Genomic DNA, 13,065 nt, shown 5'->3' on the forward strand with positions numbered 1-13,065 from the left:
CGAAGGTACTGTTTTCTGACCATAGCGCTCTGGTCGCGCGATCCGTCTCAGGCGATCGGAAAGGCCCGGTCGAACAATTTCTGCCCCTCTTTGGAGTACTCGATGACCCGGCTCTTGGGCACGCGCCGGATCCAGCCCAGGGTTTCAAAATGCGCAAGCAAACCCCGACCCAGACGCCCAGCCAGATGAGACCGGCGGTCCGACCAATCAAGGCAGTCACGGCACAGCCGCGTGCGAGGTGAGGGCAGGGATTGCAGATCAAGGCCGAGTTGGGCAACAAACTCCTGCCCCGAGGTGGTAAGGTGCAGCATGTCCCCATCGTGGCGCAGGAAGTCGCGGACCATCAGGCTGTCATACATCCGGGTGCCCATGGCCCCGGCCAGATGGTTGTAACAAACCCGGGCATGGCGCATCGCCCCGTCGCGTGGTCCGGGGCGCGTGCGCAGCCGACCGGTGCCTGCCGCGAGGCCCATAAGCGCCTCGAGCACATGCGCCACATCCTCGGAGCCGAGCGTGAAATACTTGTGCCGCCCCTGCTTGCGCACTCGGATAAGGCTGGCGTTTTCGAGCTTTGACAGATGCGATGACGCGGTTTGCAAGGTGACGCCCGCCTCGGATGCCAACTCGGACGCGGTGAGGGCCTTGCCGCTCATCAAGGCGGTCAGGATGTTGGCGCGCGCCGGGTCGCCGATCAGTGCAGCGATTATTGAGATGTCGGGCCCGTCTTTCATGGTTCGACACTAACCGAAGCATTGGTGCGTAGCAAGCGGATAGGATCAACGCAGCAAGCCAAGGAGGACCCAATGCTGACCTGTGTGATCCGTTACCATATCGACCCGACCAAAAAGGACCAATTCGCCCGATATGCAAGCAACTGGGGTATCGCGATTCCGCGCTGCGGCGCGGACCTGATCGGGTATTACCTCCCGCATGAAGGCAGCAGCACGCTGGCCTATGGCATCTACAACGTGTCGTCGCTCACCGATTACGAGGCCTATCGCGCGAGGCTGGCAGATGATCCTCTGGGCGCGAAAACTACGCCTTTGCGCAGAAGGAGAAGTTTTTGTTGCGCGAGGATCGGACTTTCCTGAAGCTGGTGCCCGCATCCAAGGGAGGCGCGGCATGATCGCGGTCATATTCGAGGTGTAACCGGCGGAGGGACAGAAAGAGCCCTATCTGGACATGGCGGCGAAGATGCGGTCGCTGGTCGAGGGGGTTGATGGTTTCATCAGCGTCGAGCGATTCCAGAGCCTGACCAACCCCGGAAAGCTCTTGTCGCTGAGTTTCTGGGAGGACGAGGCGGCGGTCGAGCGGTGGCGCAAACTGCACGCGCATCGGCAGGCGCAACGCGCTGGACGCGCGATGATGTTCGACGACTACCGTCTGCGCGTCGTCAGCGTGATACGGGATTACGGCAAGCACGACCGCGCCGAGGCACCCGGGGATAGCCTTGAGGCGCATGCTGGCTGACACATCTCTCGCCAAGCTGTGATTTGATTGCGCGGGATGATGTCGCTAGCCAGATGGGGTTTGGCATGAAGGGCGGGCGCGATGGCATTGCACGACAAGGCAACTCTGAGACCCCAGGACAGGCTGGATGGCCTGGCGCTGTTGGTGCTGCGGCTGGGGCTTGCGTGGTTCATGTTTCTGTGGGCGGCGCATAAGGTTATAACACCCGGGCAATACCAGAACCTCGCGCGGCATTTCGACGGGGTCGATGTGAGCCTCGCGCAGGTTTATGCCATCGGGGGCGTGCAGATCGTGCTCTGTGTACTGGTGGTGATCGGGGTGTTTCGGTATTTCAGCTATGGCAGTCTTCTGGTGATGCATTTCTTCACCGTGACGCGCCGCTGGGAGGGTTTTTTCGATCCCTTCGCCGTGAATGATCGGGGCTTTCCGGTTAATCGCAACCAGGTGATCGACCTGGCTGTGCTGGGAGCGCTCATCGCGCTGGTGCTGCTGATCCGGCGTGACCATTTCAGCATCGGGGGCTGGCTGGCCCGGCACGACCGCGCCCGCTGGTGGATGTGAGACGCGATCAGCTGCCCAGAATGATCTTGACGTAGTTCCGGGTTTCCTTGAACGGGGGCACGCCGCCGTATTTCTGGACCGCCCCCGGACCTGCATTATAGGCCGCCAGCGCCAGCCGCCACGAGCCGAAGGTGCGGTATTGCTCGGCGAGGTAGCGCGCGCCGCCTTCGAGGTTCTGGCGGGGATCATGTGGATTGACGCCCAGCACCCGTGCGGTCTGTGGCATCAGCTGCGCCAGCCCGATTGCCCCCTTGTGCGAGACAGCATCGGCGCGCCATCCCGATTCCTGCTGCACCAGCCTCAGGAACAGATCCTCGGGCACGCGATAGCGCCGCGCCGCCTGTCTCGCGATGTCGAGAAAGGGCCCGCGATACACCCCGCGAAACGTCGGCGCACTCTCTCCCCACATGGTCGGGGCCTGAAACCGCTGCGGTTGGAGCCGGACCGAATTGTTGTATTGCTGGCGGGCACGATTATCGAGAACCCGTGTCTGCGAGTCGAACTGCGACAACCGTCCTTTTGTCGACAAGACATCGGCCTGCGCGCCAAGTGATGTCGCCAGTGCCGCAATCAGCGTCGCACTTGTCAGTCTCAACATCTATGCTTTTCCAATCACCCGATTGTCGTGCAATATACGGAAAATCCCGGAAGATTCGAGGCATTTTTTGCCGCGATGCAGACCTGCCGTGCGATATCCAGCGCATTAGAGACGTATTTTAACCTTTCCTTCATGTCGTTGGGGTGGTGTAACCGTCGGAATGCAAGGACCACTCGATTCAAGGAGGGCGCGATGGCCGGCTCTGTCAACAAGGTAATTATCATCGGCAATCTGGGCCGCGACCCGGAGGTGCGGACATTCCAGAACGGTGGGAAAGTCTGCAACCTGCGTATCGCCACCTCCGAGAACTGGAAGGATCGCAACACCGGCGAGCGGCGCGAACGCACCGAATGGCACACGGTCGCGATTTTCAACGAGGCGCTTGTGCGATTGGCCGAGCAATATCTGAAGAAGGGCTCCAAGGTTTATATCGAGGGCAAGCTGGAGACCCGCAAGTGGCAGGACCAAAGCGGTCAGGATCGCTATTCGACCGAGGTGGTGTTGCGGCCGTATGCCGGTGAAATGACCTTTCTCGACGGGCGCAGCGATGGCGGCGGCGGCGGTGGCGGCAGCTATGGCGGCAGCCAGGATCCGGGCTATGGCGGCGGCGATTATGGCGGCGGTAGCGATGCCGGCGGTGGCGGTGACAGCCGCCCGTCGCGCGACATGGATGACGAAATTCCGTTCTGACCGGAAGACGGGGCTCAGTCTGCTGTCACTGCGTCACCACAGGTTGACGCGCGCCGTCACGCTTGCGCGCGCTTTGCCTCTGGTCTTTCCGCGCTGCGGCATGTAGGGCGCGGACCATCACGGAACAGGACACCCCCCAATGGATCTGCGCAACATCGCCATCATCGCCCACGTTGACCACGGCAAGACCACACTCGTGGATGAATTGCTGAAGCAGTCTGGTGCCTTCCGCGCCAACCAGGCGGTGGATGAACGCGCCATGGATAGCAACGATCTGGAGCGCGAGCGCGGGATCACGATCTTTGCCAAGCCGACCAGCCTGATGTGGAAAAAGACCCGCATCAATATCGTCGACACCCCCGGTCACGCCGATTTCGGAGGCGAGGTGGAGCGCATCCTGAGCATGGTCGATGGTGTCGTCCTGCTGGTCGACGCCGCCGAGGGCCCGATGCCGCAGACCAAGTTCGTCACCTCCAAGGCGCTGCGCCTTGGGCTGCGGCCCATCGTGGTGCTCAACAAGGTGGACAAGCCCGATGCCGAGCCTGATCGCGCGCTGAACGAATGTTTCGATCTTTTCGCCAATCTCGATGCGAATGACGATCAGCTGGATTTTCCGCATATGTATGCGTCCGGCCGCTCGGGCTGGGCCGATCACGAATTGGACGGGCCGCGCAAGGATCTCTCGGCGCTCTTTGAGTTGATCGTCAACCACGTCCCGGCCCCCAAGCAGATCGCGTATGTGGACGAAGATTTCCGCATGCTCGCCACCACGCTCGGGGCTGATCCGTTTGTCGGTCGCCTGCTGACGGGGCGGGTGGAATCCGGTCGCCTCAAGGTGGGTCAGACGGTGCAGGCGCTCAGCCGCATCGGCCAGAAGATCGAACAGTTCCGCGTCACACGTATCCAGGCGTTTCGTGGTCTGGCCTCTCAGGACATCGAAGAGGCGACGGCGGGCGACATCGTCAGCCTTGCGGGCATGTCCAAGGCCACCGTGGCCGATACGATCTGTGCGCTGGCCGTGGAAGAGCCGATCGAGGCTCAGCCCATCGACCCGCCCACCATCACCGTCACTTTCGGGATCAATGACAGCCCACTGGCGGGCCGCGACGGTAAGAAGGTGCAGAGCCGGGTTATTCGCGAACGCCTTATGAAGGAGGCGGAGTCGAACGTCGCCATCAAGATATCCGATACCCCCGGCGGCGAGGCGTTCGAGGTCGCGGGACGCGGCGAATTGCAGATGGGCGTGCTGATCGAGAACATGCGCCGCGAGGGATTCGAGCTGAGCATTTCGCGCCCGCAGGTGCTGATGCGCGAAGGCGAGAACGGCGAGCGGCTGGAGCCCATCGAAGAGGTCACGATTGACGTCGATGACGAATACTCCGGCGCGGTGATCGAAAAGATCACCGGCCCGCGCAAGGGCGAGTTGGCCGAGATGAAACCGGCGGGGGCAGGCAAGACGCGGATCATCGCGCATGTGCCGTCGCGCGGCCTTATCGGCTATCACGGCGAGTTTCTGACCGATACGCGCGGCACCGGCGTGCTTAATCGCGTCTTCCACGGCTGGGCCCCGCATAAGGGACCAATCCCGGGCCGCCGCGCGGGTGTGCTGATTTCGATGGAAAACGGTGACGCCGTGGCTTTTGCGCTATGGAATCTCGAAGATCGCGGGCGCATGTTCATCGGTGCGCAGGCCAAGGTTTATACCGGCATGGTCATCGGCGAGCACAGCCGCGAGAACGATCTCGAGGTGAACCCGCTCAAGGGCAAAAAACTGACCAACGTGCGGGCCTCGGGCACTGATGAGGCCGTGCGCCTGACCACGCCGATCACGCTCAGCCTCGAAGAGGCGATTGCCTATATCGACGATGATGAGTTGGTAGAAGTGACACCAAACGCGATCCGGCTGCGCAAGCGCTATCTCGATCCGCATGAGCGCAAGCGCCTGTCCAAATCGAAGTGAGCTTTGGGGCGCGCGCGCAGGATTTCGTCCTCCGCGTGCGCTTCTCAGGCCCTGAAGCCGATCTTGTAGAGGTGAATTTCGTTGGCCGGGTGCTTCTCGGCATTCACCAATCGCCCATTGTGGTGATTGTAGAGCGCGCGCCAATAGGGCTGGATGATGACGCCTTCGTCGCGCAGGATAGTTTCCAACTGGGCCATGACGCCGCGCCGTGTCTCGGGGTCGGAGAGACGATTGGCCTCGTCCAGAAGGGCGTCGAACGCGTCATTTGAAAAACCGGTCTCGTTCCAGACAGCCCCGGTGCGGTAGGCGAGAGACAGCACCTGCACGTCGAGCGGGCGATGGTTCCATTGCGTGCCGGAAAACGGGTAGTCGCGCCAGTTCGCCCAAAAGGTCGCGCCCGGCACGATCCGCCGATCCACTCGCAGCCCCGCGTCGCGCAGTTGGGCCGCCACGGCATCGCCGGTGTTGCGTTGCCATTCATCATCGACGGTGACCAGTTCATGCTTGAAACCGAGCAGGCCGGCCGTCTCGATTTCGGCCCGGGCCTGGGCCGGATCATAGGCCGCAGGTCCGATATCGGCATAGGCGGGGTGGATCGGGCTGACATGGTGGTTGGCGGCCAGGGTGCCGCGCCCGCTATAGCCAAGCTCCAGGCAGATCGCGTTATCGACGGCGAGCGCGAGCGCGCGGCGCACCGCTGCGTTGCGATAGGGGTTGCTGCCGACAAGTGCTGCGTTCTGTGATCCACGGATCACCAGCGTCGCTGCTGTTTCGGCGCGAGTCGCGGTCCAGCCGATGGCATCCATCGCGTCGATAAAGGCCCCTACCGACTCGTAGAGCAGATCAATTGCGCCGTCATCCGCGGCCGCGAGCCATGCCGACGGATTGGTGCCGAGGTCAATGAATTCGACCCGGTCGAGCCATGGTCCCCCGAACACATCGGTCCCCCACCAATCGTGATCGGGGTGGCGTTCGAGGACGCAGCTTTCGCCCACGGTCATGCTGACGGGGCGAAACGGGCCGGTGCCGATGCCATGGGTGAAGGGATCGCCGCCCTCATAGCTTTGATGGACAATGGCTGCCGGATAGTCAGACATGTTGGCAATCAGCGCGATATCGGGGCGCGACAGGCTGAGCGCGACGGTGAGATCGTCGACGACCGTGATCGCCCCGTCGCGGACCTGTCCGGTTTCCGGGTTGATCAGCGCGGCAAAGCGGCTGGCCATGGAATTGCCAAGGGCGCGCGTATCGCACCAGCGGGCGATGTTGCGGGCAACGTCTGTGGCGGTGAAGGGGTCATCGTTGTTCCAGCGCACGCCGGGGCGGAGATGCAGGAGGTATCCGGTGGCGTCGGCATTGATCTCCCATGCCTTGAGGAGCATGCCGGTAAAGGTGCCATCGCCTCGGTATTCCACCAGATACTCGAGAAAGCCACGGGTCTGGTTGGCCAGCTCACTCCAGTCGTAGCTGCGCGGATCCTTGAGCGGCTTGACGCTTTGCTGGATGCGCAGGGTGCCGCCCTGTGCGATGGCGGATTGTGCCTGTGCCGGCCGGGGAAGGCCACCCAAGGCATAAGCCGCCGTGACCCCGAGGCCGAGCGTTGTCACACGGCTGAGAAATTCGCGTCGCCCCATGCGCCCGGCCCGAAGCTCTGTCACCAGGGGGGCGGTCGCGGGATGAGGGGGCTTTTGCGTCATGGCGGGCTTTCACTGGTTGAGGGCCTTTTCTCATTAGATATTGCCGTGGGTCCGAGCGCAACCCGGCAGGAGTCTGGACCAAGATGTTTCGGGTGTGATCGGATGTCCGCCCGGCCAAGAGCGACCGTCCCGCCCGTACCCCGTCAGACCGCGCGGGCAATGGGCGGCCGGGCCGTTGCCTTGCCGCGCAGGGATGAGGGGCTCTGACCGGTATGATGCAATATGAAGCGCGAGAAATAAGCGGCGCTGCCGAAGCCGAGGCTGGCGGCGATCTGGCCTACCGGTATCTCGTTGGCCTCGAGCAGGTCGCGGGCGGCGTGCAGGCTGCGTTCGGTCAGCATGTCGGCGGCAGTGAGGCCCGACAATTGCTTGCATACGCGGGTGAGATGCGTGGGCGTCACACCGAGTGCACGCGCATAGACGGCCATCGACCGCCCGCTCTGGAAATCGCGCTCGATCAGGGCGGCATAGGCGCGCACCAGACGCTCGCCCGCCGTGGCGCGCGCGGTTTCGGGGTGGTCTATCATCGCGCGACGCAGCCAGACGCTGACAAGATTGGCCTCGGCATTGAGCGCCTCGTCCATGTAGGTGCGTGTGTTGCTTTGCTCGCGCTGCATCGCCTCGAATATGGCGGTCAGCTCGTTCTGGCTGGCCACGTCGCGAATGCGCAGGTGTTGCGGGATATCGGGCATCGGGGTGGTCCCGCCGGAAGGCACCTCGCACACCAGCCCAAAGCCGGATTTACCGAGATCGAGCGAGAACATGGTGCCTGCGGGAATGGCCAGTGCGTTGTGCACGCCGACGCCGCGTCGCACGCCCTCAACCACCGCGATGCCCTGACCGCGGGTGATCCAGACAAGGGCGTGATGCGGGCAGGAATGTTGCAGCGTGGCACGCCAATCGGCCCCCTGCACCCATTGCACCACGGTCATGACTCGCGCGTGTGGCATCTGGCGAATTTCCCGAAATAGTCGCGTTTGGACTAGTCATCGCATGAATTTGTGGCTGTGTCAGGGAGAAACTGCGGAAAATCTAAAGCGTATCGGCGGCGATCCGCCGCCAGTCGCGCATGCGGGCGCGGAACCAGGTGCGTTGCCTCTTGGCATATTGCCGGGTGGCGATGGTGGCCGCCTCGCGGGCGGCATCAAGGGTGATTTCGCCACGCATATGCGCCACGAGGTCCGGCGCCCCGATGGCTTTCATCGAGGGCAGGGTAGGGTCCCAGATGGCGAGGTTGGCGCGCACCTCGTCAAGCGCGCCTGCCGACAGCATCGCGTCGAATCGTCGGGCGATGCGGGCGTTGAGCCAGTCCTTTTCAGCCTCGACCAGAAGTGCTGTGCAGGCATCGAGCGGAAGGAGCGGCGGTGGTGTCGCGTCCTGCCATGCCGCAAGACCCTGTCCGGTGGCCTGTTGCACCTCCCATGCGCGCTGCACGCGCATCGGGTTCCGGGTGTCGATGCGGGCCCGGGTGACGGCGTCGATGTCGTCTAGAAGGACGTTGATACCCCGATCCGTGCGCAAACGGTCGGCCTCGGCGCGGAGCGCGGCGGGCGTTGCGGGTATGTCGGCCAGCCCTTCGGTAAGGGCGGTGAAGTAGAGCCCGGTGCCGCCGGTGATGATCAGGCGGTGGGGTCCGTCGATAAGGTTGCTGACCTCGCGCAGCCAATGGCCGGTGGAATAGTCCTGCCGCGCGCCGACATGACCGTAGAGCCGGTGTGGCACGGCGGCCTCGTCCGCCGCGTCGGGCCGGGCCGAAAGAATGCGCCAGTTCTCATAGACCTGCAACGCGTCGGCATTGACGATCACACCGCCTTGCGCGCGCGCGATCGCCATGGCCAGTGCCGATTTGCCACTGGCCGTCGGGCCTGCGATCAGCACGGTTCGGGCGGGGTCTATGTCGGTGATCACGTCCATGGCGTTTCGTTACCCAAGAAAGGCCCGCTTGACGAGGTGCATTTCTAGCGGTTTCCCGCGCCGCGCTGGTTTTCTGCGATTGCACCTGCCGCCCATTTGCGACATTTTGCGCGCAACCCGAAATTTGCGGAGATCCCCGATGACATCCCCCGACAGCCCGAAGCCGAGATTCAGCCGCGTCATGCTCAAGATCTCGGGGGAGGCGTTGATGGGCGACACATCCTACGGGCTGCATCCGCCGACCGTTGAGCGGATCGCACGCGAGGTCAAGGTGGTGCATGATCTGGGCGTCGAGATCTGCATGGTGATCGGCGGCGGCAACATCTTTCGCGGCTTGCAAGGCTCGGCGCAAGGGATGGAACGCACCACCGCCGATTACATGGGCATGCTGGCCACGGTGATGAACGCACTGGCGATGCAAAGCGCGCTGGAGAAGATCGGCGTCTTTTGCCGGGTGATCAGCGCCATTCGGATGGATGAGGTGGCGGAGCCCTACATTCGCCGCCGCGCCGTCCGGCATCTGGAGAAGAAACGCGTCTGCATCTTCGCGGCGGGTACGGGCAATCCTTATTTCACCACCGACACGGCGGCCACGCTGCGCGCCAATGAAATGGCCTGCGAGGCGATCTTCAAAGGCACCAAGGTGGACGGGGTCTATGACAAGGATCCGATCAAGCATGCCGATGCCAAGCGCTATGACAGCGTCACCTATGACGAGGTTTTGGCACAGCATCTCAACGTGATGGACGCCTCGGCGATTGCGCTCGCGCGGGACAACAACTTGCCGATCATCGTCTTCTCTCTCGACGAGCCGGGCGGGTTCAAGGGTATTCTCGGCGGTGAGGGCACCTATACAAGCGTGCACGGTTAAGGCTAAACAGAAAGCGAGACGCAGCCCGCAAGAAGGACAAAGACGACATGGCGGACGATATCGAAATCGACACAGGCGACCTAGAGCGGCGGATGGACGGGGCGATGAATTCGCTCAAGACCGAGTTCGCATCGTTGCGCACGGGCCGGGCCTCGGCCTCGATGCTGGAGCCGGTGCAGGTTGATGCTTACGGCCAGATGACACCGATCAATCAGGTGGGCACCGTCAACGTGCCCGAGCCGCGCATGGTCACGATCAATGTCTGGGACAAGGGCCTTGTCGGCAAGGTCGAGAAGGCCATTCGGGAGAGCGGGCTGGGGATCAATCCGCAGCTCAACGGCACGATCATCATGCTGCCCATCCCAGAGTTGAACGAGGAGCGCCGCAAGGAGTTGACCAAGGTCGCCTCGCAATATGCCGAGCATGCGCGGGTCGCCGTGCGCAACGTGCGCCGCGACGGCATGGACAAGATCAAAAAGGCCAAGGCCGACGGCATGTCCGAGGACGATCAGAAGTTCTGGGAGACCGAGGTGCAGGATCTGACCGACCGCTTCATCAAGCTTGTCGACGATGCGCTGGAACACAAGCAAGCCGAGATCATGCAGGTTTGATGATGAAGGGCGCTGTCACGGCCAAGACCAAGCCCGCAGGCGAGGGGCCGCGCCATGTTGCGATCATCATGGACGGCAATGGCCGGTGGGCGCAAAAGCGCGGGCGTCCACGCTTGTTCGGTCATCATGCCGGAGCGCGGCGGGTGCGCGAGATCGTGGAATCCTGCCCCGGGCTGGGGGTGGACTATCTGACGATCTTCGCGTTTTCGACCGAGAACTGGAAACGCACGCAGACCGAGGTGGCCGGTCTGATGAATCTCTTTCGCCGCTACATCATCAAGGAAATGCAGGGGTTCGTGCGCGAGAACGTGCGGGTGCGCTTTATCGGTGACCGCTATCGGCTGGAAAGCAGGCTGCGCGCACTGATGGAGGAGGCCGAGTCGATGACGGCGCATTGCACACGGCTGAACCTGACCATCGCGCTCAATTACGGGGGGCGGGACGAGGTGTCGCGTGCCACGCAGCGGCTGGCACGGGATGTGGCGGAGGGGCGGTTGCGCCCCGAGGACGTGGATGAGGAGACGCTGCCGCGCTACCTTGATACCTGCGTGTTGCCCGACCCCGATCTGGTTATCCGTACGAGCGGCGAGGCGCGGATCTCGAATTTCCTGCTGTGGCAGTCGGCCTATGCGGAATACGAGTTCATCGACACGCTCTGGCCGGATTTCACTGCTGACATCTTTGCCGGAGTTCTGGCGCAATATGGCACCCGCGACCGGCGGTTCGGGGCCGTCTCCGCATGAGTGTGACGGCCCGATGGTCCGATCTGGCCCCGAGGGTGATGTCGGGGCTGGTGATGATCGTGCTGGGCGCAGTCGCAATCTGGCTTGGCGGCGTAGTCTTTGGAGCGGTCGTGGCAGTCTTGTCTGGGCTGATGGTCTGGGAAGGCGCGCGCATGTTCGCGGCACCCGACGCGGGGCGCTCGGGCGTGCTGGCGGCGGCGGCTGTGGCACTGTCGCTCTGGCTGCCGGGGCTGGTGGTGTTGCCGCTGCTTCTGGCTGCAACGCTGGTCACTGTGAGTGCTGTCGACCGCGAGCGCGGACCGTTCTTTGCCCTGACCCTCTGGGCGCTGTTGGGGTGCTATGCCATGGGTCTGCTGCGCGCCGAGGCGGGGGTGATCTGGGTGCTGTGGATGGTCGGGATCGTGGTCGTGTCAGATGTCGCGGGCTATTTCGCGGGGCGCAGCCTGGGCGGGCCGAAATTCTGGCCACGCATCAGCCCCAAGAAGACATGGTCGGGCACCATTGCCGGCTGGATCGGGGCGGGGATCGTTGGTGCGGTTTTTGCCTGGCCTACGGGCGCGGGGCTGGCGCTGATCCCGGTGTCGATCCTCGTGGGCTTTGCCGGGCAAATGGGCGACATCGCCGAAAGCGCGATCAAGCGTCTGCGCGAGGTCAAGGACAGTTCCAACCTCATTCCCGGGCATGGCGGTGTGCTCGACCGGTTCGACGCGATGTTGGGGGCGGCGCTTGTTGTTGTGATCCTCTGGGCGCTTGGCCTGATGCCGGGGGTGGCATGAAACGGGTATCCATTCTAGGCGCCACCGGCTCTGTCGGGCAAAGCACGATCGATCTTATTTCGCGTGATCCGGATGGCTACAACGTGGTGGCGCTGACCGGGGGGGGCAATGTCGCGCGACTGGCGGCGGATGCCCGTGCGCTCGACGCCGATCTGGCGGTGGTGGCGCAGGAGAACCTGTTGCCGGATCTACGCGCGGCGCTTGAGGGCTCGGGCGTGGAGGCCGCTGCAGGGCGTGACGCGCTGATCGAGGCGGCGCGGCGGCCTGCCGATTGGGTGATGTCGGCCATCGTTGGTGCTGCGGGGCTTGCGCCGGGGCTGGCGGCCTTGGAGCAGGGCGCGACGCTGGCGCTGGCCAACAAGGAATCGCTCGTCACGGCAGGGCCGCTTCTGATCGCGACGGCCAAGGCGCATGGCGCGCGGATTCTGCCCGTCGACAGCGAGCATTCGGCGATCTTTCAGGCGCTGGTAGGTGAGGATGCGGCGGCGGTGACACGCGTGATCCTCACCGCCTCTGGAGGGGCATTCCGCGACTGGCCGCTGGAGCGGTTGGCGGCGGCGACGGTGGCCGAGGCGTCAAGTCATCCCAACTGGGACATGGGACAGCGGATCACCATCGATTCGGCGTCGATGTTCAACAAGGCGCTGGAGATGATCGAGGCGAGGGAATTCTTCGGCTTTACCCCCGATCAGATCGAGGTACTGGTGCATCCGCAATCGCTGGTGCATGCGCTGGTTGGGTTCTGCGATGGCGGGCTGATGGCGCATGTCGGCCCGCCGGACATGCGCCACGCCATTGGCTATGCGCTCAACTGGCCGGACCGGCGCAGCTTGCCGGTGGCGGCGCTCGATCTGGCGGCTGTGGGTACGCTGGAGTTTCGCGCGCCCTGCGAGGCGCGCTATCCGGCGCTGCGGCTGGCGCGCGAGGTGATGGCGGCGGGGGGCCTCTCGGGGGCGATCTTCAATGCCGCCAAGGAGCGCGCGCTCGATCACTTCATCGCCGGGCGCGTGCGGTTTACCGACATGAGCGCAATCGTCGAGGACACGCTGAGCGTTCTCGCGGCGCGCCCCGAGGCCCGTTGTGACGATCCGACCCTTGATGTGGTGGCCCATATGGACCATTTGGCAAGGGATGAGGCCGACCGGGCGGCCATGACGCGACAAGTTTAGGGACA

General features: G+C 63.6%; 13 protein-coding genes and 2 pseudogenes. 10 read left to right on the forward strand and 5 right to left on the reverse strand.

Translation table 11 applies throughout. From position 1 onward, the window contains the following. Positions 1 to 47: 47 nt before the first annotated feature. The gene (locus BMX04_RS02220; protein ID WP_074784811.1) at positions 48 to 731 is read right to left on the reverse strand and encodes an ArsR/SmtB family transcription factor; all 684 of its coding nucleotides are present in this window, start codon (positions 729 to 731) and stop codon (positions 48 to 50) included. 72 nt (positions 732 to 803) lie between these two features. Here BMX04_RS02220 and BMX04_RS02225 point away from each other — a divergent pair. The 3 genes and pseudogenes from BMX04_RS02225 to BMX04_RS02235 all read left to right on the forward strand — a co-directional run bounded on the left by BMX04_RS02225 (position 804) and on the right by BMX04_RS02235 (position 2,031). Next, positions 804 to 1,126 (forward strand): annotated as a pseudogene (locus tag BMX04_RS02225) (NIPSNAP family protein). Continuing rightward, positions 1,123 to 1,470, forward strand: a pseudogene (locus tag BMX04_RS02230) (antibiotic biosynthesis monooxygenase family protein). Before BMX04_RS02225 ends, BMX04_RS02230 begins: the two co-directional pseudogenes overlap by 4 nt. Before the next feature lie 81 nt (positions 1,471 to 1,551). Beyond that, entirely contained in the window at positions 1,552 to 2,031 is a 480-nt protein-coding gene (locus BMX04_RS02235; RefSeq protein ID WP_074784812.1) for a hypothetical protein, read from the forward strand. Between the two features lie 7 nt (positions 2,032 to 2,038). On the opposite strand, the gene BMX04_RS02240 is transcribed toward BMX04_RS02235, so the two are convergent. Next, positions 2,039 to 2,629 carry a lytic transglycosylase domain-containing protein gene (locus BMX04_RS02240; RefSeq protein ID WP_074784813.1) on the reverse strand — a complete coding sequence of 197 codons (591 nt, stop codon included), beginning with the start codon at positions 2,627 to 2,629 and terminating at the stop codon, positions 2,039 to 2,041. Between the two features lie 192 nt (positions 2,630 to 2,821). Here BMX04_RS02240 and ssb point away from each other — a divergent pair, with 192 nt between their 5' ends. Together ssb and typA are read left to right on the forward strand one after the other, a co-directional pair. After that, entirely contained in the window at positions 2,822 to 3,319 is a 498-nt protein-coding gene (ssb, locus tag BMX04_RS02245; RefSeq protein WP_074784814.1) for a single-stranded DNA-binding protein, read from the forward strand. A 139-nt stretch (positions 3,320 to 3,458) separates the two neighbouring features. Beyond that, a complete protein-coding gene (gene typA, locus BMX04_RS02250) occupies positions 3,459 to 5,279 on the forward strand; it encodes a translational GTPase TypA (protein WP_074784815.1) in 1,821 nt (606 codons plus the stop codon). 44 nt (positions 5,280 to 5,323) lie between these two features. Here typA and BMX04_RS02255 read toward each other — a convergent pair whose 3' ends face one another. From BMX04_RS02255 to miaA, 3 genes are all read right to left on the reverse strand, one after another. Continuing rightward, positions 5,324 to 6,913, reverse strand: a complete 1,590-nt coding sequence (locus BMX04_RS02255) for an ABC transporter substrate-binding protein (protein ID WP_244888455.1) — start codon at positions 6,911 to 6,913, stop codon at positions 5,324 to 5,326. Between the two features lie 206 nt (positions 6,914 to 7,119). Further along, entirely contained in the window at positions 7,120 to 7,926 is an 807-nt protein-coding gene (locus BMX04_RS02260) for a helix-turn-helix domain-containing protein (RefSeq protein ID WP_074784817.1), read from the reverse strand. A gap of 82 nt (positions 7,927 to 8,008) precedes the next feature. Beyond that, entirely contained in the window at positions 8,009 to 8,890 is an 882-nt protein-coding gene (gene miaA, locus BMX04_RS02265) for a tRNA (adenosine(37)-N6)-dimethylallyltransferase MiaA (RefSeq protein ID WP_074784818.1), read from the reverse strand. A gap of 139 nt (positions 8,891 to 9,029) precedes the next feature. Between miaA and pyrH the strand changes: the two genes are divergently transcribed. From pyrH to dxr, 5 genes are read left to right on the forward strand one after another with little or no spacing between them, the layout of a single operon-like run. Then, positions 9,030 to 9,761: a UMP kinase gene (gene pyrH / locus BMX04_RS02270; protein WP_050661884.1), complete on the forward strand. Its 732-nt coding sequence runs from the start codon at positions 9,030 to 9,032 to the stop codon at positions 9,759 to 9,761. A gap of 47 nt (positions 9,762 to 9,808) precedes the next feature. Beyond that, entirely contained in the window at positions 9,809 to 10,372 is a 564-nt protein-coding gene (frr, locus tag BMX04_RS02275; RefSeq protein ID WP_050661885.1) for a ribosome recycling factor, read from the forward strand. Next, positions 10,372 to 11,115, forward strand: a complete 744-nt coding sequence (locus tag BMX04_RS02280; protein ID WP_074784819.1) for an isoprenyl transferase — start codon at positions 10,372 to 10,374, stop codon at positions 11,113 to 11,115. Before frr ends, BMX04_RS02280 begins: the two co-directional genes overlap by 1 nt. Further along, positions 11,112 to 11,891, forward strand: coding sequence for a phosphatidate cytidylyltransferase (locus BMX04_RS02285; RefSeq protein WP_074784820.1), 780 nt, complete (start codon positions 11,112 to 11,114; stop codon positions 11,889 to 11,891). Before BMX04_RS02280 ends, BMX04_RS02285 begins: the two co-directional genes overlap by 4 nt. Then, on the forward strand, positions 11,888 to 13,060 hold the full coding sequence (dxr, locus tag BMX04_RS02290; RefSeq protein WP_074784821.1) for a 1-deoxy-D-xylulose-5-phosphate reductoisomerase: 1,173 nt from the start codon (positions 11,888 to 11,890) through the stop codon (positions 13,058 to 13,060). The genes BMX04_RS02285 and dxr overlap by 4 nt, the downstream gene beginning before the upstream one ends. The last annotated feature ends 5 nt before the right edge of the window (positions 13,061 to 13,065 follow it).

Origin of the sequence: Roseovarius tolerans (assembly GCF_900109855.1) — a bacterium.
GTDB classification, from domain to species: Bacteria; Pseudomonadota; Alphaproteobacteria; order Rhodobacterales; family Rhodobacteraceae; genus Roseovarius; species Roseovarius tolerans.